The sequence below is a fragment of the Pedobacter sp. WC2501 genome, assembly GCF_052682415.1.
The window spans coordinates 5,031,989-5,054,190 of the sequence record NZ_JBQZFI010000001.1 but is presented as its reverse complement, the minus strand read 5'-3'; the positions used below and the strand labels follow the sequence as shown (position 1 = coordinate 5,054,190).

19 protein-coding genes and 3 tRNA genes are annotated in these 22,202 nt (G+C 38.4%); 11 read left to right on the top strand and 11 right to left on the bottom strand.

The genetic code is table 11. The features are described from left to right. Nucleotides 1-387: 387 nt before the first annotated feature. Entirely contained in the window at nt 388-891 is a 504-nt protein-coding gene (locus ACUN24_RS21315) for a YdeI/OmpD-associated family protein (protein WP_445564348.1), read from the top strand. A 185-nt stretch (nt 892-1,076) separates the two neighbouring features. Here ACUN24_RS21315 and ACUN24_RS21310 read toward each other — a convergent pair whose 3' ends face one another. From ACUN24_RS21310 to ACUN24_RS21270, 9 genes are all read right to left on the bottom strand, one after another. After that, a complete protein-coding gene (locus ACUN24_RS21310) occupies nt 1,077-1,811 on the bottom strand; it encodes a polyprenol monophosphomannose synthase (RefSeq protein WP_445564347.1) in 735 nt (244 codons plus the stop codon). A gap of 489 nt (nt 1,812-2,300) precedes the next feature. Beyond that, nucleotides 2,301-3,782 (bottom strand): peptide MFS transporter, encoded by a 1,482-nt coding sequence (locus ACUN24_RS21305; protein ID WP_445564346.1) that lies wholly within the window; start codon nt 3,780-3,782, stop codon nt 2,301-2,303. A 65-nt stretch (nt 3,783-3,847) separates the two neighbouring features. Beyond that, complete coding sequence (locus ACUN24_RS21300; protein ID WP_445564345.1) at nt 3,848-5,443, bottom strand: peptide MFS transporter; 1,596 nt, start codon at nt 5,441-5,443, stop codon at nt 3,848-3,850. A 136-nt stretch (nt 5,444-5,579) separates the two neighbouring features. Then, nucleotides 5,580-6,476 carry a hypothetical protein gene (locus tag ACUN24_RS21295; RefSeq protein WP_445564344.1) on the bottom strand — a complete coding sequence of 299 codons (897 nt, stop codon included), beginning with the start codon at nt 6,474-6,476 and terminating at the stop codon, nt 5,580-5,582. A gap of 35 nt (nt 6,477-6,511) precedes the next feature. Continuing rightward, a complete protein-coding gene (locus tag ACUN24_RS21290) occupies nt 6,512-7,687 on the bottom strand; it encodes an acetyl-CoA C-acyltransferase (protein WP_445564343.1) in 1,176 nt (391 codons plus the stop codon). A gap of 137 nt (nt 7,688-7,824) precedes the next feature. Next, complete coding sequence (locus tag ACUN24_RS21285; RefSeq protein WP_445561200.1) at nt 7,825-8,718, bottom strand: IS982 family transposase; 894 nt, start codon at nt 8,716-8,718, stop codon at nt 7,825-7,827. 451 nt (nt 8,719-9,169) lie between these two features. Then, complete coding sequence (locus ACUN24_RS21280) at nt 9,170-9,337, bottom strand: Arc family DNA binding domain-containing protein (RefSeq protein ID WP_083488688.1); 168 nt, start codon at nt 9,335-9,337, stop codon at nt 9,170-9,172. Between the two features lie 2 nt (nt 9,338-9,339). After that, nucleotides 9,340-9,861, bottom strand: a complete 522-nt coding sequence (locus tag ACUN24_RS21275) for a hypothetical protein (protein WP_445564342.1) — start codon at nt 9,859-9,861, stop codon at nt 9,340-9,342. Nucleotides 9,862-9,865: 4 nt separating this feature from the next. After that, a complete protein-coding gene (locus ACUN24_RS21270; protein WP_445564341.1) occupies nt 9,866-10,723 on the bottom strand; it encodes an SPFH domain-containing protein in 858 nt (285 codons plus the stop codon). Between the two features lie 190 nt (nt 10,724-10,913). On the opposite strand from ACUN24_RS21270, the gene ACUN24_RS21265 reads away from it, so the two are divergent. The 5 genes from ACUN24_RS21265 (at nt 10,914) to ACUN24_RS21245 (ending at nt 14,890) form a co-directional block, all read left to right on the top strand. Further along, entirely contained in the window at nt 10,914-12,920 is a 2,007-nt protein-coding gene (locus tag ACUN24_RS21265) for an HD family phosphohydrolase (RefSeq protein WP_445565153.1), read from the top strand. Between the two features lie 81 nt (nt 12,921-13,001). Continuing rightward, a tRNA-Ser gene (locus tag ACUN24_RS21260) sits at nt 13,002-13,088 on the top strand. A gap of 101 nt (nt 13,089-13,189) precedes the next feature. Next, nucleotides 13,190-13,263: transfer RNA gene (locus tag ACUN24_RS21255), tRNA-Pro, on the top strand. Nucleotides 13,264-13,315: 52 nt separating this feature from the next. Continuing rightward, a tRNA-Pro gene (locus ACUN24_RS21250) sits at nt 13,316-13,389 on the top strand. A gap of 229 nt (nt 13,390-13,618) precedes the next feature. Continuing rightward, entirely contained in the window at nt 13,619-14,890 is a 1,272-nt protein-coding gene (locus ACUN24_RS21245) for a site-specific integrase (RefSeq protein WP_445564340.1), read from the top strand. A 421-nt stretch (nt 14,891-15,311) separates the two neighbouring features. Here ACUN24_RS21245 and ACUN24_RS21240 read toward each other — a convergent pair whose 3' ends face one another. Beyond that, nucleotides 15,312-15,494, bottom strand: a complete 183-nt coding sequence (locus tag ACUN24_RS21240; RefSeq protein ID WP_445564339.1) for a helix-turn-helix domain-containing protein — start codon at nt 15,492-15,494, stop codon at nt 15,312-15,314. A 391-nt stretch (nt 15,495-15,885) separates the two neighbouring features. Here ACUN24_RS21240 and ACUN24_RS21235 point away from each other — a divergent pair, with 391 nt between their 5' ends. The 4 genes from ACUN24_RS21235 (at nt 15,886) to ACUN24_RS21220 (ending at nt 19,115) form a co-directional block, all read left to right on the top strand. Continuing rightward, entirely contained in the window at nt 15,886-17,511 is a 1,626-nt protein-coding gene (locus tag ACUN24_RS21235) for a Na+/H+ antiporter (RefSeq protein ID WP_445564338.1), read from the top strand. A 128-nt stretch (nt 17,512-17,639) separates the two neighbouring features. Next, nucleotides 17,640-18,053: a hypothetical protein gene (locus ACUN24_RS21230; RefSeq protein WP_445564337.1), complete on the top strand. Its 414-nt coding sequence runs from the start codon at nt 17,640-17,642 to the stop codon at nt 18,051-18,053. 48 nt (nt 18,054-18,101) lie between these two features. Continuing rightward, a complete protein-coding gene (locus tag ACUN24_RS21225; RefSeq protein WP_445564336.1) occupies nt 18,102-18,716 on the top strand; it encodes a M17 family peptidase N-terminal domain-containing protein in 615 nt (204 codons plus the stop codon). A 30-nt stretch (nt 18,717-18,746) separates the two neighbouring features. Beyond that, entirely contained in the window at nt 18,747-19,115 is a 369-nt protein-coding gene (locus ACUN24_RS21220; protein ID WP_445564335.1) for a hypothetical protein, read from the top strand. Nucleotides 19,116-19,218: 103 nt separating this feature from the next. Here the strand turns inward: ACUN24_RS21220 and ACUN24_RS21215 are convergent, their stop codons facing one another. Further along, nucleotides 19,219-20,637, bottom strand: coding sequence for an MDR family MFS transporter (locus tag ACUN24_RS21215; RefSeq protein WP_445564334.1), 1,419 nt, complete (start codon nt 20,635-20,637; stop codon nt 19,219-19,221). Nucleotides 20,638-21,019: 382 nt separating this feature from the next. Here ACUN24_RS21215 and ACUN24_RS21210 point away from each other — a divergent pair, with 382 nt between their 5' ends. Further along, nucleotides 21,020-21,811 (top strand): alpha/beta hydrolase, encoded by a 792-nt coding sequence (locus ACUN24_RS21210; RefSeq protein ID WP_445564333.1) that lies wholly within the window; start codon nt 21,020-21,022, stop codon nt 21,809-21,811. The last annotated feature ends 391 nt before the right edge of the window (nt 21,812-22,202 follow it).

Here is a 22,202-nt window from a genome sequence, read left to right as displayed (position 1 = left end):
AGCCGATTAATCTCGCTAATCGGCTCATAATTTGGCTTGTTTTTGAGCCTGTTAATGTTTTAGGGAATTATTTTATGATTTTATTGTTCTGAAGATTGCTTTTTAGATATACTGCTAGGGCAATGGAAATAGGTGCTGAATCGCCATTTCGAGTGTAGTCGAATGACAACCTTTTTATTTAAATCTGTCATTCTGAGCACAGCGAAGAATCTTTTCTACATCAATATTTAAAACTCATTTACCATGAGAAATAGAAGTTCATTTAAGCTTATATGTTACTTAAATGCCTTATATGGTAAAAAAACTAAGACTCATTTCTAGCGAGTTCACAAATAGCCTAATCATTTAATCGTTTACTTGTTTAAACATAATTTTTATCTTTAAACCATGATCCACTTTAAAGCAGAAATAGAGCGTTTCGAAACGATGGGCGAAAAAACTGGCTGGAGTTATGTGTTTATTCCGGCAGCACTGGCCAACGAAATAAAACCCGATTGTAAAAAGAGTTTCAGGGTAAAAGGGAAAATAGATCAGTTGGAAATTAATGGTATGGCAGCTATGCCAATGGTAGAGGGCGATTTTATTATTGCCTTAAAGGGCGAAGTCCGTAAAAAATTAAGAAAAGAAGCCGGAGCAAGTGTCGAACTTTATTTAGAAGAAGATAAGGATTTTAAAATTGAAATGCCTGAAGACCTGGAAATCTGCTTGTCAGAAGAAGAACATTTAATCCAAAATTTTTTAAAACAGCCTAAATCGCATCAAAACTATTATATCAACTGGATTAACCAGGCTAGAACTGAACCTACCCGTACCAAAAGAATTGTAATGACTGTTAAAGCTATGGATAAAGGACAGGACTTCGGCGCAATGATCAGGGAGAGTAAGTTGTGAGTTCGGAGTTTTTAGTTTGGAGTTTTACAAAGAGCACAAAGGTCTTGGGGAAATAAGTTAGTTTTTTGTTCTGAAAAAATAACAGGCTTACAATAGCCTCAAATCCCCAATTTCTAACCATATCCTTGAGCGATTAGAACAGCTATGCACTTAGCGCTCTCAACTCCAAGCTCCCCGCTCCAAACTTAAGACTCCCTTTTATAACTTCTAAACCAGCTCCAAACTTTCATCTGGATTACACCTAAAAAAGCTTCTCTGAAAATACGGGTGCTCATTTTTGATGTTCCTTCGGTACGATCGGTGAAGATGATGGGAACTTCGACTACTTTAAAGCCAAATTTAATGGCGGTGAATTTCATTTCGATCTGAAACGCATAACCAACAAACTTAATTTTATTTAATGGAATGGTTTCCAGTACAATTTTGCGGTAACATTTAAAACCCGCCGTAGCATCCTGAATATTGATTCCAGTAATCATACGCACGTACATTGAAGCAAAATACGACATTAAAACCCTGCCCATTGGCCAGTTTACTACATTTACACCCTTAACGTATCTGGAACCAATGGCTACATCTGCACCATTTACACAAGCTTCGCGTAAGCGAGCCAGGTCATCCGGGTTGTGGGAGAAATCGGCATCCATTTCAAATATGTAGGCATAATCGCGTTGTAATGCCCAGTTAAAGCCATAAATATATGCTGTACCCAAACCTTGTTTACCCGCACGCTCTTCAATAAATAAATGCCCTTCGTATTCTTTTTGCAGCGATTTTACAATTTCAGCAGTTCCATCAGGAGAACCATCATCAATAATTAAAACATGAAAAGGCTGTGTTAAAGAAAAAACCTTTCTAATGATTTTTTCGATGTTTTCCTTCTCGTTGTAGGTGGGAATGATGACTAAACTATCTGACACGTTTGTTGTGGTTTATTAAATAATATAAGCTTTTGGCCTTTGTATTTGATATTTTTAGTTGGCAATTGCTTTTAAACTGCGAAAGTAAATATTAAATATGAAACCGTTATGAATTTTCATGAATTCCACGTGATTTGTCACCGCGTTCGTCATCCTGAACTTATTCCAGGATCTGTTTAATGCCGTTATTCCTCAGTATATCTTAGATCTTATTGTTTCCCGCTGATTTCGCAGATCTGCTCAGAATTAGATTTTAAGTCACTGAACCGTTGTTCCTAAACCCGACAGCAGCGGCAGTGCCCGATTGAAAAGAGGGACTATAGCGAATGGCGGGACTGAAGATGCTAAGAACTCCAGTCCGTTCATTTCCAAATCTTATTGAATATGCTTCTTAAACAATGTCAGTCTGAGCGTAGTCGAAGACTCTTTTATTTACACTTTATACGATATAAAAAGATTCTTCACTACGTTCAGAATGACAAAGAACTATTACCGTACTTCCTGCATCAATCTCTTAACCAGCTGCGAAAAAATAATCAATGCCAAACCTGCAATTAAAGAATATAAAGCCAATGCTTTGTAACCTTCGGTATAAGCCATTAATTTAGTTGGTAGTGAAGCATTGTCGATACTCGACATTTCTGCACCCAGTTTTCCGGCAGCCAATTGTCCAAAAGCACTTGATAAAAACCAAAGTCCCATCATCATGCCGAACATTTTCTTTGGCGAAAGTTTCGTAATAATCGACATCCCAATTGGCCCCAAGCAAAGCTCGCCAAGGGTTAACAATAAATAAGCTAATGTAAATACATTTAGCGAGCTAATGCCCTGTATATTGGCGAAGAACCTGGTGGCATAAAAAACATAAAAACTCAAAGCCAATAAAAGAAAACCGATCCCAAATTTTACCACGGTATTGGGCTCTATTTTACGTTTGTATAAGCCAAGCCATAAAATGCCTACAATCGGACTAAAAACAATAACAAAAAACGAATTGACACTATTGTTTACCACATTGGGGTCGATATTAAAAAAGAGGATTTTATGATCCAGGTTATCTTTTGCAAATAATGAAAGCGAACCGCCACTCTGTTCAGATATGGCCATAAAAATGAAGTAACAGAAGATAAAAACGAACGCTGCCAATAGTTTATATTGTGCTTTTTTATCTTTTATTTTAAAGGTTTCGTATAGGAAATAAACCAGGGCAACAACGCCTATGGTGTACATGAAATAATCGGTAAAGGCCGTGTTTTTTACCATGATATAAATCAATGGGATGCATAGTATCGAACCCGCATAAACGGTTATTTCCCATAGCTGCTGTTTTGATTTTTTAAGGTGCAGTAATGGTGAACTCCCGATAGGACCTAAGTGTTTTTTTGTAAAAATGAACGTACCTAAGCCAAACATCATTACCAGGGCGGCAGATAAGAAACATAAATGCCAGTTATAATATTTACCCAGATAAATACACATGGCGCCACCCAGTAAGCCACCTACATTAATACCCGCATAAAAAAGTCCATATCCTGCATCTCTGCGATTATCTTTCTCGTGGTATAATTCGCCAACCATTGATGAAACATTGGGTTTAAAAAAGCCGGTTCCGATAATGGATAGGGTAATACCTATATAAAATAAATCGTGCGGAGAGAAAGCCAGGATTAAGTTTCCAATAATCATTAAAGTCCCACCCCAGAAAAGAGATTTTCTGAAGCCTAAAATCTTATCGGCAAAAATACCACCTATAAAAGTGAAAGCATAAACAAAGGCTTGAATAGCGCCATACTGCAGGTTCGATTTTTGGTCGCTTAAACCCAGTTGTTCTACCATAAAGAAAGCCAATACTCCGCGCATTCCATAAAAACAGAAACGCTCCCACATTTCTACCAGCGATAAATGCCAGAGTTGTTTCGGGTATTTTCCTTCAAAATTCTGAATCTCTTCTATTGAAACTGTTTTTTCCATTAAATAGGTTTAAAAATTAAAAGCCCGATGGATATCGGGCTTTTGGGTAAAAGTTATTTTTTTTATTAGTGAACACCGTGCATCCATTTGCGCAGAATAGGGCTTATGGCAAACATAATTAAACCTGCTACAATTGGTATTATGGTGAATATTAGGAAGAAAGTGGAAATTGAATAAGCGGCGCTTATTTTGTCAATTAATGATCCTGTAGCTCCGGCCAGGTAGTTACCAATAGCAGTACAGGTAAAAAATACACCAAACATTAAACCCACAAGGTTTGAAGGTGCAAGTTTACTTACATAGGATAGTCCAACAGGAGAGATACATAACTCACCAACAGTATGGAAGAAATAGGCGAAAATTAACCAGAATAAACTTACTTCTGCTGAAGTGGCCCCTTGTGGAATAGACGAACCACCATAAGCTAAGCCTGCGAAACCGATGCCTACAAAAATTAAACCGAAACCAAATTTTACAGGCCCGCTTGGGTTAAATTTGGTTTCCCATATTTTAGAAACAATAGGTGCCAGCGATACGATAAAGAATGAGTTTAATACACTAAACCAGGAAGCCGGAACTTCGGTACTTACCGAGCCCATTTCTCTGCTTACTTTCCAGATGGCCAATACCCAGATAATGGCAAAACTCAATAATGTAAATAAAATAGTTGCCGGATATTTCTTGAAAATTTTGCGCGCTAATGAAAACAGCACAAAAGTTACGGCTACCAATGGAAATATGGTCAGTATGGCATCTACCCATTTAAAGGTTGTAGCTGCTCCTCCTGTTAAGTTTCTTAAGGTATAATCTTTGGCAAAAATTGTCATCGATCCGCCTGCCTGTTCGAATACCATCCAGAAGAAAATGGTAAAAATAGATAAAATGGCGATTACCCATAAGCGTTGACTTCTAACTTTTTTAGGAATTTCTTCCACTGTTGGATCTGCCTTTTCTACTGCTTTAGTTTTATCAACTGCCGAACCGATTACACCAAATATTTTTTGTCCGAAATAGAACTGTAGCATTCCGAAAAGCATAAATACACCAGCTAAGCCGAAACCATAATGCCAACCTACTTTTTCGCCGATATAACCGCACATTAACATCCCGATAAATGCACCAGAATTAATGCCCATGTAAAATATGGCATAAGCACTATCTTTTTTATCGCTGATTGGGGGGTAAAGTTTACCTACAATTGAAGAAATATTTGGTTTAAAAAATCCGTTGCCAATAATTAATAAAAGCAAACCAACATAGAAAAAGTTGGTGCTGACCCCTTCAAGGGCCATTGCGGCGTGACCGAGGGTCATAATAAAAGCACCTATGATCACCGCTTTTCTATAACCTGTAAATCTATCGGCAATTAAACCACCAAGGATTGGTGTAAAATATACCAAACCGGTATAAATAGCATAAAGCTGTAAGGCTTCAGGTCGTGGCCAACCCCAACCGTTTTTGCTCAGGTCGCTAATCAGGAATAAAACCAAAATGGCCCGCATTCCGTAATAACTAAATCTCTCCCACATTTCAGTAAAAAAGAGTACAAAAAGGCCAACGGGATGGCTAAATAATTTTTCTGGAGAAACCTCTTGACTGGTTAAGTGGAGGTCTAGTTCCTTATCATGGTCAATACTAATGGTTTCATTAGATGTTTGCATAAAACATTTGTTGGTTTTAGTTTATGAATTCAGAATTTGTGTGTTGTTTAAGCTAGTTAGCAGGGCGCAATATAGTGAGCGATTGCCAAACTCACAAATTTTTAAGTAAGGAGTAAGGTAAATGGTTTGTTAAGAATTAAAACTTTCTGATGGGTTTAACATTTTTCTTTGGGTCTGCATAAAATTCATCACTCGAATTTGGATCATTGTTAAGCGTAATATCTTCTTGCAATTTCAGCCTTCCACCGATAATTTTAAAGCCATCAAAAGTGCCGTCTGATCCGTAATATTCAAATTTTCCCTTAATTTCGGGATCAAATGAAGCAAGATGGTCAAATACAATCATGCCTGCTTTCAGATCCGTTTTTAAAGTCATCGCATTTGATTTGGCATACTCAAATATGATCCTGTTTTTCCCTTTTAGTTCTTTGCCGTCAAAAACAGGCGCACCAAAGGTGAGGTTATCCTTATTGAAAGAAAGAATATCGATTACCTTTTTAGTGGTCATTTGTGTATTACCCTTCCAGCCTAAAAGTACATAATAAGGCAATCGGTTTCCACTGGTTACCGGAACAATTTCATAATACCTGGCACCGAGCCATTTCTGATTATTGGTAATGCTGTTGGCATCGCCAAGATTATCGGTTTGATCGATTAAGGGGTAAAGTTTCAACGGACCGCTTTTTGTATTCATCTGGACGGCTCCATAATAGCGGTATGTACCGTTTTCGAGCAGTATATACCAGCTCAAAATCCTAAAAGCCTGATCTGGTGATTTAATTACAGATACATTTTTAAGTGAATCGAAAGGGTAAGAAAAAGAATTGGAGACTTTTAAAGCATCAACCAATGTTTTTACAAAACCACCGTTTATTTCTAATTTTTGAGCATCGTTTTGTGAAGCAACAACCCTTGCTGATATTTTAATCAGTGTATCCTGGAAAACATTTAAAGTATTCGGTGATTGCTGAGCTTTTACACTAAAGCTTAGCATTCCAATGATTAAAAGGATGTAAAATCTGATAACTTTCATACAATCAAATGAGCCATACGCTGCAAAACCAAGGATTATAATGTCTTGATAACGAGGGCACTTGCGCCACCACCACCATTACATATTCCGGCTACACCGATTTTTCCGTTATTTTGTGCCAAAACCGAAAGTAAGGTAACTACAATCCGGGCGCCCGATGCACCAAGTGGGTGACCTAAGGAAACGGCACCACCATTAACGTTAACCTGGTTGTCGTTTAGTTCTAAAATTTGATTATTTGCGATAGAAACTACAGAAAATGCCTCATTGATCTCAAAATAATCTACGTCTTTTATATTGATATTGGCTTTGTGTAATGCTAATGGAATTGCCTTTGAAGGTGCAGTGGTAAACCATTCTGGTGCCTGTTGCGCATCAGCATACCCCAAAATCTTAGCTAAAGGTGTTAAACCCAGTTCTTTTGCTTTATCGGCGCTCATTAAAACCAATGCCGCGGCACCATCGTTTAAAGTTGAAGCATTTGCTGCTGTTACGGTTCCATCTTTTTTGAAAACAGGTTTTAATGACTGTATTTTATCAAATTTAACAGCTGTGGGCTCATCGTCAGTATCAACCAAAGTAATCTCTCCTTTACGGTCTTTAACCTCTATGGCTACTATTTCATTAGCAAATTTACCTGAGGTTTGTGCGGCTTGTGCTCTTTTGTACGATTCGATAGCAAAATTATCCTGTTCCTCGCGACTAATGTGGCATTCGGTAGCGCAAAGTTCGGCTGCAGAACCCATGTGATAGTCATTGTAAACATCCCAGAGGCCATCTTTTACCAAACCGTCTGTAATCTGTCCATGGCCCAGACGATAACCGTTTCTTGCCTTATCCAGGTAGTAGGGAACATTACTCATGCTTTCCATGCCGCCGGCAATAATAATTTCATTATCGCCATTTGCAATACTTTGTGCGGCAAGCATGATTGCTTTTGTGCCCGAAGCACATACTTTATTTATGGTTGTGGCAGGTAAATCTGGCAATCCGGCAAATTTTGCAGCCTGTGTAGCAGGTGCTTGTCCAACGTTAGCCGATAAAACATTGCCCATATATACTTCCTGGATCTGCTCTGGTTTTAGTCCAGCTTTTTCAATGGCTGCTTTAATGGCAAAACCACCGAGTTGAGTAGCGGAAAATTGAGCTAATGAGCCTCCAAAACTACCTATAGGCGTTCTCACAGCTGATACAATTACAACTTCTTTCATGTAAACTAATTTTTATGAATTTTTGGTTAGGCCGCTAAGTTAGTCAAACCCCGCAGGTTTCCAAAACCCATACGGTTTAAAAATAACGTTGAAGAAATGATTTTAGCACATTTAAATAATAACCTGAGTTCGATTAATCAAAACGCGAAAATCTGTGATGATTGTTTGGTTTGATAATTAATAGCGGGTTTTTTAGGAAAGAATGAGTATGCGATTAGGCCAGCGATAATATTTGAGATAAAATTAGCGAATGACCTATGTCTTGAATGTTCTATCTGGCATATGTTTTTAAGCTCATCATTAACGGTTTCTATCACAGACCTTTTACGGAGCATAATTTTGTCGTTCATGGTCATCAGGCTATTTTTCATATTGTTCCTGATACTGGTAACCAGATGTATATCACTGACAAACAGTATTTTGACTAGATGTTCGGATATATACCCTTTGTCGGCGAAAAGCTTTCCGAATACAGCTTTTAAAAAGCTTTCGTTCTTCAGTGGTTCTCTATCGTCCACATTGGCCTGGGTGATGGCAAAATTTAATATCTCTCCCTTGTCATTGATTACGATGTGTAGTTTAAACCCATAGAACCAGCCCATTGTGGATTTCCCGACCTCCGCTATCCCCTTAAATACCTTGTTTCTTTTTATACGCTTATTGTTGCAGACCCGAATGGGGGTGGAATCCACAAATGAAATACCCGTACAACGGCCTAAACAGCAGGTTTTAAGGAAGATCGTCATTGGCATGAGCACGCTCTGGCTGAGTTCAACAAAGCGGTTATAGGACACAGTATTTGGGAATTCGCTTTGCATATGCTTTTGGAGATAAAACAAATAGAAGTGTTTAAAGCACCTGAACCCGCTTAGATGGAAGAGCAGACAGATAGAGATTACTTCACTTTTAGACATGGTCGCAGGACGCTTGGAGGGCTTGCCCAAAAGAAAAGGACTGGTGGTTTGATCAAAATCTTTGCAGAACTCATCTACAAGACAAAAAATATCACTAATTTTAGAGTAGTCAATCATCTGTTTTTTGTGTTTAAATATTTGAATTTCAGACACTTAAATATAAACATAATTGCTTTGATTGACTAATTTTTTTCTAAAAATTATTAATCGAACTCAGGTTAATAAGTTTTTAATAGGTTTTGGAAAGGTGCTGTAGTGTTTCTTGGGTTTATTCGGTCCTGCTGTTCGCTGTAACCCTCATGCTTCGGGGCTGCCGCTGCCATCAGGTTTAAATTACCTGGGTTTGGTGGTGCTTGGGGGATGTTAGAAACCTATCAGGTTTTGAAAACCTGATAGGTTTTATTTAAACTGTAGGTTAGCGTTAGGGATTGTAAGGGTTCAGTACCGATTTTTTCGTCGGTACCGGAGCGAAGCGCAGCCCTGAAAAGCCCGACCCTTGCGTAGCTTGGGTAACGCCCAAATCAGTTTAGCAGTTAAAAGTTAACAATTGGCAGTTAACAATTTACAGTTATTCCTCTTTCGCCTTGCCTTTCTTTCTTGATTTTAATGCCTGCGTGAGTAGAAACTCAATCTGCCCGTTAGTACTTCTAAACTCATCGGCAGCCCAGGTTTCTACTTCTTTTAATAAAGCAGGACTAATTCTTAATACAAAAGCTTTTTTATCTTTCTCCGCCATTCTTATTGTATTGCTTGTATATTATACCTCGTTTTTAAATTAATCAAAAACATCTCCAGGTCCTCTATTTTATTAGAACTGAACAACAGCTTTTTGCCGTTTTTAAATTCCAGTTGCAGCCCTCTGTTTTTATCGTTTAATAAATAAGCCTTATCTTTAAATTTAAACCAGAGCCGGTTTTTTACGCCATAGCCCCCGTATTCAGAAAATGCATCGTACTTTCTGATGTATGCTTTTTCAATACGCTCCCAACGGAAACGACTTGATGCAAAGTGAAAAGGGGGATACCGGAAAGAAACCTCTTCATCTGTTATCTTTAGGGTGAGCTTATTCTGTTGCACTAAAAAAATGATTAAAAATGGAGATAAGAGCGCTAAAACCGGGGCGAAGTACATCTCTTTAAGTTCAGCGAAATTTAAGCCGTTATTCTGAAAAATAAGTATGGCCCCTGTTGGAAATATAGTGGCTGCCGTAACCAGATAAAGCCACCAGATTTTCAATCCATGTTTTTCTTCAAATTCCATTAGCTTAATTATACAAGGTTCCGGTGTTTACTACAGGTTGTACATGGCGATCTCCGCATAAAACCACCAATAAATTACTTACCATAGCTGCTTTACGCTCTTCATCCAGATCAACAATCCCTTTTTGTGATAATTTCTCTAATGCCATTTCTACCATACCTACGGCGCCTTCTACAATTAATTTACGGGCTGCAATTACTGCTGTGGCCTGTTGGCGCTGTAACATGGCGCTGGCAATTTCCGGCGCATAAGCCAAATGCGAAATCCTGGCCTCTAAAACTTCGATGCCTGCGCGGGATAAACGTTCGTTCAGTTCGTTTTCTAAAAGTTCACTTACTTTTTCAGCGCCATCTTTTAAGGTAATACTGGTTTCTTCACCTTCAGCATGGTCGTATGGGAAAATATTGGCTAAATGCCTTACAGCAGCTTCACTCTGGATGTTTACATATTGCATGTAGTTTTCTACAGAGAAAACGGCTTTGGCAGTTTCGTTTACTTTCCAAACCACCACAGCAGCAATTTCTATCGGGTTGCCCAGTTTGTCATTTACCTTTAACTGCTGCCCGTTTAAATTGTTGGCTTTTAACGATAAGCGTCTTTTTGCGGTTAAGGGATTTACCCAGAAGAAACCGTCGGCTTTTACTGTACCAATATATTTTCCGAACAGGGTAAGTACCATCGATTGGTTGGGGTTAATGATTAAAAAGCCCGGAAATAGTAAAAATATATCTATGGCTAATAAAATTCCTCCCCAGAGAAAAATTTCTGAAACAAAACAGAAAATGGAAGCAGCCAGCAACAATATGCTTACTGCAAATGTTAAATAGCCAGATGGCGGATTAATAATTTTTTCTTGATACATAATTGATATTAATTTGATATCATAAAGTAAAATATAAAATCTGGTAATTGCAAACAAAACCTGTAAAATGTATATTAGATAAAAATGCTATTTTTGACAGTATAATAATTAAATCGTTTTGGCTAAAATCAAGAGAAATTCACACAAGATCCTTTACCGGAAATATTCATCAAACCTAAAATATGTGATGATGATATTTACCGTTTTCATTATTACGCTATTCCTGCCCAAACAACCCCGGTTTAGATATGAGTTCGAAAAAAATGCGGTATGGAAAAACAAGGATCTGATTTCGCCTTTCAGCTTTGCTATTTTAAAAACCAACCCGCAGGTTAGTGCAGATAAAAAAAATGCCTTAAAAGATATTTTGCCAGTTTACCAATTGGATAGGGGCATTACTGCAAATGCATTGGAAGAGTTTGCCAATGAATTTGATGTGAAATGGAAATCAAAACAGCTTAACGAAAAAGATAAGGATATATATAAAAGTGCTGCCTATAAATTGTTGCAGCGTATTTACCAGAGAGGAATTATTGGCTTAAATGTGAAACACCAGGCCGGTGGTAAAAACTACGACTTTTCTTTGCTTGAAAATAATGTAGCACAGGAGAAAAATACGCAGGATGTTTTTACGGCAGAATCGGCCCTGATTTTTTTTAAAGATAATTTTAAGGCCCCTAACCAGGTAATGGGCGATCTGGTGGCAAACCTCGCAATTGATCACATCACTCCGAATATCGTATTTGATGAGCGATTGACGCAAACCATACAGGATAATACGGTTAACAATATTTCTACTACGAAAGGGATGGTGCAAAAAGGCGAACTTATTGTGGCTAAGAATGATGTGATTGATGAAGAAATTTATCAAAAACTGGAATCTTACAAAGCTACTTACGATGCACAAACCAAAACTATCGGCAGCAGGGCATTGGTTTACCTGGGGCAGGTGATATTGGTTGCCTTTATAGTGGCTATTTTAATGTCGTTCCTTTTTCTTTTCCGGAAGGATATTTTTGCCGATAACCGTCAGCTTTCCCTAATACTCATTGTAACCACAGGGATGCTGCTTGCTTTAACCTGGGCCATTAAGATGGAAATCCCAAGTTTATACTACATTCCGTTCTGTGTGGTGCCTATTATCATCAGGATCCTGTTTGATACGCGTTTGGCACTTTACCTCCATATGCTGGTGATTTTAATTGCCGGTTTCTTTGTTGCCAATAGTTTTGAATTTGTATTTTATCAGGTTACTGCGGGTATGGTTGCCATATTCAGTATAAAAAACTTTGTCAAACGCGAAAGATTCCTGGTTTCAGCCTTATTTATTCTGCTGGCTTATTTTGTTTCTTTTGTAGGCATTGCCTTACTCCGCGAAGGATCTTTCCGTGAAATAGAATGGTTGAATTTTATTCCTTTTGTTTTTAGCGTACTTTTATCGCTTTTGGCTTATCCGTTAATTTACCTGTTCGAACGTATTTTTGGCATCACTTCGGATGTGGCCTTAATTGAGTTGACCAATACCAATAATAAACTGTTAAGAGAGCTTGCTTTTAAAGCGCCTGGAACCTTTCAGCACTCTTTACAGGTAGCCAACCTTGCTGAAGCTGCGATATTTAAAATTGGTGGTAATTCTGTGCTGGTAAGGGCAGGGGCCTTATACCATGATATTGGTAAAGTAGACAATCCACAGTATTTTATTGAAAACCAAAATACGGCTGTGAGTCCACATGATAAATTACCTTATGAGCAAAGTGCGCAGATCATTATTCAGCATGTGCATAAAGGAATTGAGATTTTAAGAAAAAACCAGATTCCTGAAGCGATAATTGATTTTATCAGAACGCACCATGGAAATACACGTGTTGATTATTTTTATCAATCGTTTTTAAAAAATACACCCGAAAAATTTGTCGACGAAAACATTTTTCGCTATCCCGGCCCTATACCTTTTAGCAAAGAAACCGGCGTGTTAATGCTCGCCGATTCGGTCGAAGCTGCCTCAAGAAGTCTGAAAAATCCCGATGCGCAGAACATAAATGACATCGTTGAACGTATAATTAACTACAAATTAGAGCAAAATCAGTTAGATGACTGCGATTTGACGCTAAAAGATATTGAGACTATCAAATTGATATTCAAGACGATGCTGATGAGCATCTATCATGTGCGTATAGATTATCAACAAATTTTATAATTTTTTTTTGTTGGATAACTTGTTTTACTATATTTGCAGACCTCAAAACAACGCCGGTAGGGCAGAAAAGAGAGGTTTGAAGGAGAGGTGCCTGAGTGGCCGAAAGGAACAGTTTGCTAAACTGTCGTACTGGTAACGGTACCGCGGGTTCGAATCCCGCCCTCTCCGCAAAGAATAAAAATTTGCAAATAAAAATGGAATTGTCAATTTAAATCCGTTACTTTGCAATCCCTTCGAAAAAGGGAAATAAAAAAAGAAGATACCAAGTTCGGGATGTAGCGTAGCCCGGTATCGCGCCTGCTTTGGGAGCAGGAGGTCGTAGGTTCGAATCCTGCCATCCCGACAAAAAGTTGATCCACTTTTAAAACAGGATAAAAAAAGATCGATACCAAGTTCGGGATGTAGCGTAGCCCGGTATCGCGCCTGCTTTGGGAGCAGGAGGTCGTAGGTTCGAATCCTGCCATCCCGACAAAAACAGATACAAACTGTATCAAAAACCCTCTAAATGGTTCATTTAGGGGGTTTTGTTTTTTTATTTGGCATACTTTAGGGCAAAGGATATCAAATATTTTTTTACCAAATCCACTACCAGATTTTCTATTTAATATTGTCTTTCAACACAAAACTGAAATTTTATTGCAAATAATTTTTTTGGATAAACCGACCAGGTCTACCACTCTTTTTACTGTTTTTTGGTAGTGGATTTGGTAAAAAAAATAGGAGAAGATTTTATGAAATCTAACCACAGTTTTAGCGTCAATTTCTTCGTTAGACGCGATAGGGAGGCATTTGGCAAGGTTCCTTTGTATGTAAGAATTACTGTTGATGGCAAGATTATTTGTTTTGCTGCCAAGAAATCTGTTGAGCTCTCGCAATGGGATCAGAAAGCGCAGCGAATAAAAGGAAATTCCATTGAAAACAATTCGGCACGTGACCGAATGAGGCAGCTCACCAATGAGATTAGCACTGCCTATGATGAGCTTCGCTTTCAGAGGGAGATTATTACAGTTGAAAAAATCAAGGCTAAGGTAGAGGGTGAAGATCAAGGTAAAAGTTTAAAGGATTTGATTAAGTATCATTTTGATCAGCCTGGTAAACTACTGGCGGCGGGGACACTCAAGAATTATTATTCAACAGAAAGGTTCTTATTAGAATTTCTTAAGAAAAAAAAGTTCACTGACATTCAATTATCGAAAATCGATTTCAAGTTTCTTACTGACTTTGGTATCTATCTTCGGACCAAAACGCCAGATAAGGGGCAGAGGGTGTGTACTAATAATACTGTTATGAAGCACATGGAGAGATTTCAAAAAATGATGGGACTAGCATTAAGGTTTGGGTGGATTCAACGAGATCCTTTTATTCACTTTACAAGAAAAATAATTACTAAGGATAGAGATTGTCTTGACGATAATGAGCTTAAACTTATTCGGGATGTCGAACTTTATGATCCTGTTCAGTTAGTTGTAAGAGATATGTTCATCTTTAGTTGTTTTACCGGTCTGGCTTATGGTGAAATTAGCACTTTAACTTCGCATCATATCAGTACTGATAGCGAAGGTGGTGTCTGGTTAATTATGCAGCGTCAGAAGACCTTTCATAGTACAGAACGCAGCTTTCATGTTCCATTGTTGCCAATTGCACTTGAACTCATTCGGAAATATAAAACTTCTCCAGAATCTTTAAGCCGTGGAACAATATTTCCCACTCCTACAAACCAGTATACCAACAAAAATTTAAAATTGATTGCGGAAAAGGCGGGTATAGCAAAGAAACTAACGACTCATATTGCCAGGCATACCTTTGCAACAACAGTAACCCTAGAGAAAGGAATATCGATAGAGAGTGTTTCCCATATGCTTGGACATTCGAGCATCCGTACCACACAAATTTATTCAAAAGTAAAGCAGAAGAAAGTTGCAAGTGAGATGAAATATCTGTTCATGGCGCAACAGATACTGTTAAAATAAGATTCCAGATATACAGTTGCTTAATATCAATTGTATATTGTGATTTTGAGGGTATTTCAGGCTTTTTAGAGATTCTGGAATGGATTTCGTCGAAAAATCATTACAAAAAATAATTGAAGATAAATTAAAGAAAAAGTAAATTTATGGTGTTCTGAAGATCTTACAGACTCATAGTTAGAGAGATTTTTAGAGCACATCCCAGCAATTTAAATTGGGTGCGCCTGGCAAGACCATTAACGAACTTTTTATTGAGGATCTTAAACGTGTCGCAGATTTGAAAATTTCGAAATAATTTGAACGATAAATTTGAAATTGCTTAATTGCAACTTATTTGAAGTTTGATCCAGAGGGAATGGTTCGATTCCGAAAGGGGTTCGAACCTGGTTAAGGCTGATATTGGTGATATCTCATTTGAAATACTCTATCTACCGTGTGACCTTCTAAAACTTGCAGGCGTTTTTTTAAATTTATGCTTGAATAGCCTGTTAAATGCGGTCTCTGATTGGTAGCCAACGTGATTAGCTATATTAATTATATTGTCCTTGCTTATTAAAAGTCGTGCACCAATTGTGCATGTTAGCCGCCGTATTTGCTTGGTACGCATTTTTACTTTCCTTGCTCAATTCCGTATGCAGGGCAAGAAACTTCGTGTCCCATGTCATTTGTCCCTGTTCGACCAGCAATGCGGCAATGAAGGAAGTTATTGCTTTTGTATTTGAGTCGATATGGAACCTGTCATCGGCCTTGCCCTGAATGCCGTGTTGATCCTTTATATTTGGTTTATCCTTAAGGATTAAAATTAATGATATTGCAATCGAATCCAGCCGTTCATTATATTGTAAAACTGAAGCATTTCTACAGCTAAAATTTGATTGTTCAATCGTTAATTTACGAAATAAAGTGATTTTTGTTGCGTGTTTTTAAAACATTTTAATACTTAAATATTTGATTTTGTGTTTGTTGTCCTTTCGGTTTGGTCTTTGAAGAGTTATAGAATGCATTATACTCTTCTCCAGTTTTTACTTCTACTATTTGTTGCATTACTACTCATTATGCTTGCGCAAAAAGTGAAGATATCCTATCCGATTTTCTTGGTTATTGCAGGTCTTGGCATAAGTTATATCCCCGGAATACCGGCAATGTCAATTGATCCTGAAGTTATTTTCCTGATCTTTTTACCTCCTTTGCTGTACGAGGCAGCATGGTACACCTCCTGGAACGACTTCTGGCGTTGGCGCAGGCCAATTAGTTTACTGGCATTTGGCCTTGTGATTATAACCTCTGTGGCTGTTGCTTTCTTGACCTCGTCTCTGATACCAGGATTCACCCTCGCGATGGGTTTTTTATTAGGCGGTATCGTATCTCCGCCGGATGCGATAGCAGCTACCTCCGTGCTTAAAAACATTTCTGTTCCAAAGCGGATTATATCGATATTGGAAGGAGAGAGTCTGGTGAATGATGCATCAAGTCTTATCGTCCTTCGCTTTGCATTGGCTGCGGTTATTACCGGCCAGTTTTCCTTATCGCAGGCTACAACCGACTTCTTCATAAGTACATTTATGGGCATCCTGATAGGTCTGGCAATAGCGCAGGTGCTTTATTTTATCCATCGCTTGTTGCCTACCTCGCCCAGCATAGATGCGGCATTAACACTGATTTCACCTTATTTCATGTATCTGGCCGCTGAACAATTCCACTTTTCAGGTGTAATGGCAGTAGTAACGGGAGGCCTGTTTCTATCTTACCGATCGCATGAAATCTTTTCTGACGGACAAAGCAGGCTTCAGGCTATTAATGTCTGGTCAACACTTTCCATTATCCTCAATGCATTTGTATTCATTCTTATAGGTCTTGAGCTTCCGACCGTGACGGCTGGATTGGAAGGCTATTCTGTTTGGCAGGCATGCACCTACGGGTTAATTATTAGTGCAGTTATTATTTTAATCCGCATCGCATGGATTTATCCAGTTGCCTTTATACCCAGATGGTTTTCCAAAAAGGTAAGGCAGAAAGAAGTTCCTCCTGGTTGGAAAGGTCCGTTAATAATCGGATGGGCTGGAATGCGTGGCGTAGTTTCTCTTGCCGCCGCACTTTCTCTGCCCATAACTACTGCGGCAGGTATTGCCTTCCCTCACCGGAATCTGATTATTTTCATAACCTTTACCGTCATTCTGGTGACCCTTGTTTTTCAGGGGCTTACGCTGCCATTCATCATAAAGGCCATTAAAATAACAGAGATAGATCCCTTAATGCCGGAAGGGCAGCAGGAGGCTTCCATTAAACTTAGGCTGATGAAAATTTCTCTGGATAGAATAAATGAAAAGTATTCCATGGAAACGGAGGGTAACGATCTTGTAAAAAGCCTTAAGGATCAACTGGAAAATAATTTATCACATGCCTCCAAAAGACTTCAGTCAATGGAGTGCGAAGAAATCGAAAGTGTAGAAAAGGATGTCTATAATCATATTTTAAAGGATATTTATCACCTTCAGAGGCAAGAATTGCATAAGATGAGGGGGGAGAAAAAGTTCAGTGATGAGCTCATACGAAAACAGGAAATGCAGATTGATTTATCTGATACTAAAATACCGCATAAGAAAACTAAAAATAAGCAAATGTAATCGTATAAGGATAAAGGAAAAGCTTGTATAAATTGAAGCTGATGTAGAACAGGCCTTATCTGTTTATAGTAACAGACAAAAATGAAAATATAGTTGAAAAGTATTAATCATGCAAAACTACTATCAGAATGAAAGATAAAAAGAAAATAATAATTGCAAACGAGTTCCGGTTAGAGGATCAAAACGGTCAACTACGTGCATTACTTTCCGGAACAGAAAAAGGAACGTTTTTTAGCTTGATGGATGGCGGAGAAAAACAAGTCGTTAAGCTTTCGGTCGAAGATACCGGACTTTCATCATTAACATTTTTTGATTCTTCTGCAAAAGAGAAAATACAGCTAAGTCTTGATGAGAAGGGCATGCATATTCATTTGGCTGGAGAAGGAAAACAGGAAAGCTATATTTTTCTGAAAAGCAATGCGGCCTCTGGTTTTGTGTTAACCGATGTAGATGGAAACCGAAGATTTCAGGCTACCATGGGTCCGGACAGTAACCCACACGTAACCATATTCCCTCCCAAAGCAGACCCGCGTGATTTGTAATGGTTAAACTATTTATGCTGCTAGCAATTACTTAAATAAATTCCGCATATGATGAAAAAACAAATAACTGAAACCGGACTAAATCCATTGATTGACCAGGATATTAAGTATAAGATTCTTGTTGAAAGCCCCTCTCAAACCACAACTCCACTTCAAATTGTATGCTTTTTTGATTTCAGTGAGAATCAAAATTATCAGGGAGGTACCGCTGGGGTAAATCAGCATTTTAACGGTGAAATAGATAACCTCCGGAAGGAAGGGATATTTAAAGGAAACTTCCTGGAAACATTATTAATTACTCCTAAACAGGCACAGATCCCCGCCGAAAAATTGCTGCTTTTCGGTTTGGGCAATCCTTCTGCGCTATCATTTGAACTTCTTGAGCAGGTTGGATATTACGCAGCGCTCGAAGCCCTGAAACTTGGCGTTGAATCATTCTGTTTTGCGCCCAGCCTTAAAGATGCAGGTATTTTAATGCAACCCGGTCTTGAAGTATCAACAGCTTTACCCCGGGGTATGGCCAAAGCAATATCGGTAGCCGGAATGCTTGCAGACAAAAAACTTGGTGATAAGGTAAGTCTGAAAGAGATTTTTTTGCTTGCTGGTGAAGCTCAGGCAGTGTATGCATATAAAGGTCTTATCAAAGCATTTAAAGTAAAATAAACAAAATTTATCAACCTCTAAATCTAATATATGGCAATCAACAATTTCCACGACGTTCAAACTTTTATTACCAGGGTAATGGAAGAAAACAAAAAAAAGGATGCCCCGCCTCCGAAGTCTCCCCATAAAGCTTTTTGGATGACCATGAGCTACGATGAATTTACAAACGGCAACGTTCCTGGTGTTTTGGATCCGGTAACCAATGAAGGTATTCCGATTCTTGATAAAGGTAATTCCGGCAACAGTAAAATTATTCTTGCGCTAAAAGGAGAGGGGCCACTCTTCAACCCGAATAGCGGAGCGTTTGGCAGAATGCCTGCCGGGGGTCAGACACCATTTTCTGATGAGGAGATTATAGACCTCGCAGAATGGATCGATAAGGGATGTCCGGAGTTCTAGTTTCCAGAATCTATAGGGAGAGAAAGCTTTGGCAATCAATCAACTCTTCTTATAGATTTTACAGGGAATTAAATTGTTATAAATTAGTATAGTATAAGGGGAGTTACCTCAAACTGGTTAGCTTAACTGCGGCAAGCTTATCTATTTTATTTCTATTCGGTAATTTCAAGGCTGGTATGATCGCGAACGCAATTATTACCGCAGAAATAAGAAATCCATCCTGCAATGCAAAATGCTCTGCAATTTCCGTTGTTCTGCCAAGTTGTAAATAGTACTTATTGATATAAGTATGCAGTATACCACTAATAGCTATCCCCACAGAGCCTCCAACTTGCTGTAAAAGACTATTTATTGATGTCGCCGTAGCCGTTTGGCCGGCACTTATGGCATTTAGCAGCGATGTTGAAACTGGTGAAACCAGCAGGCTCATGCCAAATCCACGTATCGCCATTGCCAGTATAATAAACCAAATGTGGCTTTGTGAATTCATAAAAGCAAATTCGGCCATGGAGATAGCGATCATTACGATGCCCACAACGGATGGATTTCTTATCACACCTCTGTCAGCAAGTTTACCAGCATATGGTCTCAATAATAGCATCATCAATGCGTTGGGTAACAACAACAGGCCTGTCTCAATCTCAGAATAGCCCATTAGCCCCTGTAAAAGAAATGGAAGAAAAAATAATCCACCATAGAGTGCAAGGGAGCGGATTAGTATAATTATTGAACAGTTTATGAATGTTGCGGACTTGAAAACGGTGAGATCAATTAGGGGATTATCTTTTTTGGATGAACGGATAAAAAAAACTAAAAATACCAGAGAAAGAGCCAGGCCGACTCCATATTGCCAGGGTTTTATATTGGGATCTGATATCATTGTCAGGCTTAGCTGCAACAATATGATAAATATACCAAAATATACATAGCCGCCCAGGTCAAATGAAGGTTTGAGTTTAGGCCGCTTTTTCAGAAAGCCTAAAAAAAGTACGCTCATTACTATGGTAATAATTCCGATTGGAATATTTATGTAGAATATCGACGGCCATTCGAAGTAATAGGTAAGTACACCACCCAGCGTTGGGCCAATTGCCGGGCCCATAACATTTCCTATGCCCCACCAGCCAATCGCAGAACCCCGCTGTTCTTTTGGAAAACTATCGGTTAGAATGGCCAGTGATGTTGGCGTGATTGCCCCACCTCCAATTGCCTGAAATATCCTGGCTGCAATTAAAAAAGATAAGTTGCCGGATAAACTACAAAGCAATGAACCGGTAGTGAAAATTACAACGCTTGCGATAAAAAGATTATAATATCCGATTCTGTTTTTCAACCAGTTGGTTAAAGGAATAAAAAGACAAAACGATATCATGTAACCCAGGATAACCCATTCAATACCATTAATACTTGCTCCAAACTGCTTCTGGATTACAGGCAGCGACACGTTGACAATGCTGCTATCAAGTGCAGCCATAGCTGTTCCAAGCATAAGAGTGATTAATACGGCTATCCGGTTTTTCATGTATATTAAATTATCAATTTTTGATGATACGGGGGCTTTGTTTAATTCTTATGAAAATATGGAATCATACCACACCATCATGATTCAAATCCTAAATTTCCGACAGATATAGCCGTTCTGTTCATGAATATCGTCGAACAGACAGATGGAATCGTCGGAAAGTGAATATGCTTCGATAAAGCGCACTTAAGGATTCCCTCTTCATATAGATTGCCCGATAAATAACTTCAAAATTAACGGATTTGTTTAGCGCTCGTAAATACACGGCATTTCGTCAATAAGGAAAGTTTTTGTTTTTATAAAATAATGATATATAGGTAGTTGCTGTTTGGTTCGGTTTAGGATAGGCATTGGTAGCTTAAAGTATAAATATAAATCAAATATGGAAAACACGATAAAAATTACCAGGGACATTATTTATAAGGATAATTTAGCCCTTGATCTTTATAGCGGAACGAATTTAAAAGGGGCAATTATTGATATCCACGGAGGGGGTTGGTTTCATGGCGATAAAGCTAAGGATGAAGATCTGGCTACCAGACTGGCTCAGGAGGGGTATCTGGTTATAGTTCCCAATTACCGTTTGACACCAGCTGGTGTGTACCCGGCGGGGAAAGACGACATTCTTTTCGCTCTTGAGTGGCTTCGTCAATCTGATTATGACTTCGACCGTACAAAAATAGCTGCCTGGGGTAGTTCAGCCGGAGGTAATATTTCCGTAGAGGTAGCTTTGGTCGCCGGAATCCCGGCAATAAGCTGGTCAGGAATAATTGATTTGGAAGGGTTTATATTGGAAACAGATGGAAATGCAGCGGAGAAGAAAGATGATTTGGATTTTGGAAGTATTCCAAGTGCTAATATAAACCAGGGTGGAAGAAATGATGCATTTCTAAGGTGGTGTATTTATGAGTTGATTGGTAATGACAGAACTTTATTGAAAGAGGCAACTCCGCTAAACAGGGTAAGTTCAAAAAGCGGCCCCATTTATATGGCAAATTCTATGGATGAGTTTGTTCCGGCGGAAGGTGCATTAAAACTTCAAAAAATGTTACTTGATTCGGGGATACCAACCACTGTTCAGCTTGTTTCCGGAACATTACATGCTAAAGGCTACATGCCAGATGCTATTGAACCTTCTTTAAGCTTTTTAGAAATTTTTTTAAAAAACAGCTAAAGGATTTTTAATGGATATTTCGATTTTTTTTCGTGTTATACTAAAATGGAGACTAACTTAATTGATTGTTTTATCAATTCTCATCCTCAACTGTAAAACGGTCAATCAGTTTTTTTAATCTGCGGGTTTAATATGAACCCTGTAGGGATTGATATTAAGCAACCCGAGATAAAATCAGGTCTCCAAAGCGTGAAAAATTCTCTGTCTATCTTGTGATGTGTACAAAGAATTCCGAAACTTAATATGGCAGTTGTTCCTATAGAGACTAATATTACAAATAATACATTTGCCTTTTTTTTGAAATCTTCATGGTTTTAATTTAGTAGTTTTTAAACGCTGGTGGTTACAACTTCTAAACTACTGCTATTTGTTTGCTAAACATTAACTGTTT

Excerpts from the sequence above, each read along its gene's own strand:
- ACUN24_RS21315 (WP_445564348.1), top strand. The coding sequence starts at position 388 with ATGATCCACTTTAAAGCAGAAATAGAGCGTTTCGAAACGATGGGCGAA.
- ACUN24_RS21305 (WP_445564346.1), bottom strand. The coding sequence starts at position 3,782 with ATGGAAAAAACAGTTTCAATAGAAGAGATTCAGAATTTTGAAGGAAAA.
- ACUN24_RS21300 (WP_445564345.1), bottom strand. The coding sequence starts at position 5,443 with ATGCAAACATCTAATGAAACCATTAGTATTGACCATGATAAGGAACTA.
- ACUN24_RS21295 (WP_445564344.1), bottom strand. The coding sequence starts at position 6,476 with ATGAAAGTTATCAGATTTTACATCCTTTTAATCATTGGAATGCTAAGC.
- ACUN24_RS21290 (WP_445564343.1), bottom strand. The coding sequence starts at position 7,687 with ATGAAAGAAGTTGTAATTGTATCAGCTGTGAGAACGCCTATAGGTAGT.
- ACUN24_RS21285 (WP_445561200.1), bottom strand. The coding sequence starts at position 8,718 with ATGATTGACTACTCTAAAATTAGTGATATTTTTTGTCTTGTAGATGAG.
- ACUN24_RS21280 (WP_083488688.1), bottom strand. The coding sequence starts at position 9,337 with ATGGCGGAGAAAGATAAAAAAGCTTTTGTATTAAGAATTAGTCCTGCT.
- ACUN24_RS21275 (WP_445564342.1), bottom strand. The coding sequence starts at position 9,861 with ATGGAATTTGAAGAAAAACATGGATTGAAAATCTGGTGGCTTTATCTG.
- ACUN24_RS21270 (WP_445564341.1), bottom strand. The coding sequence starts at position 10,723 with ATGTATCAAGAAAAAATTATTAATCCGCCATCTGGCTATTTAACATTT.
- ACUN24_RS21265 (WP_445565153.1), top strand. The coding sequence starts at position 10,914 with ATGATATTTACCGTTTTCATTATTACGCTATTCCTGCCCAAACAACCC.
- ACUN24_RS21240 (WP_445564339.1), bottom strand. The coding sequence starts at position 15,494 with ATGCGTACCAAGCAAATACGGCGGCTAACATGCACAATTGGTGCACGA.
- ACUN24_RS21235 (WP_445564338.1), top strand. The coding sequence starts at position 15,886 with ATGCATTATACTCTTCTCCAGTTTTTACTTCTACTATTTGTTGCATTA.
- ACUN24_RS21230 (WP_445564337.1), top strand. The coding sequence starts at position 17,640 with ATGAAAGATAAAAAGAAAATAATAATTGCAAACGAGTTCCGGTTAGAG.
- ACUN24_RS21225 (WP_445564336.1), top strand. The coding sequence starts at position 18,102 with ATGATGAAAAAACAAATAACTGAAACCGGACTAAATCCATTGATTGAC.
- ACUN24_RS21220 (WP_445564335.1), top strand. The coding sequence starts at position 18,747 with ATGGCAATCAACAATTTCCACGACGTTCAAACTTTTATTACCAGGGTA.
- ACUN24_RS21215 (WP_445564334.1), bottom strand. The coding sequence starts at position 20,637 with ATGAAAAACCGGATAGCCGTATTAATCACTCTTATGCTTGGAACAGCT.
- ACUN24_RS21210 (WP_445564333.1), top strand. The coding sequence starts at position 21,020 with ATGGAAAACACGATAAAAATTACCAGGGACATTATTTATAAGGATAAT.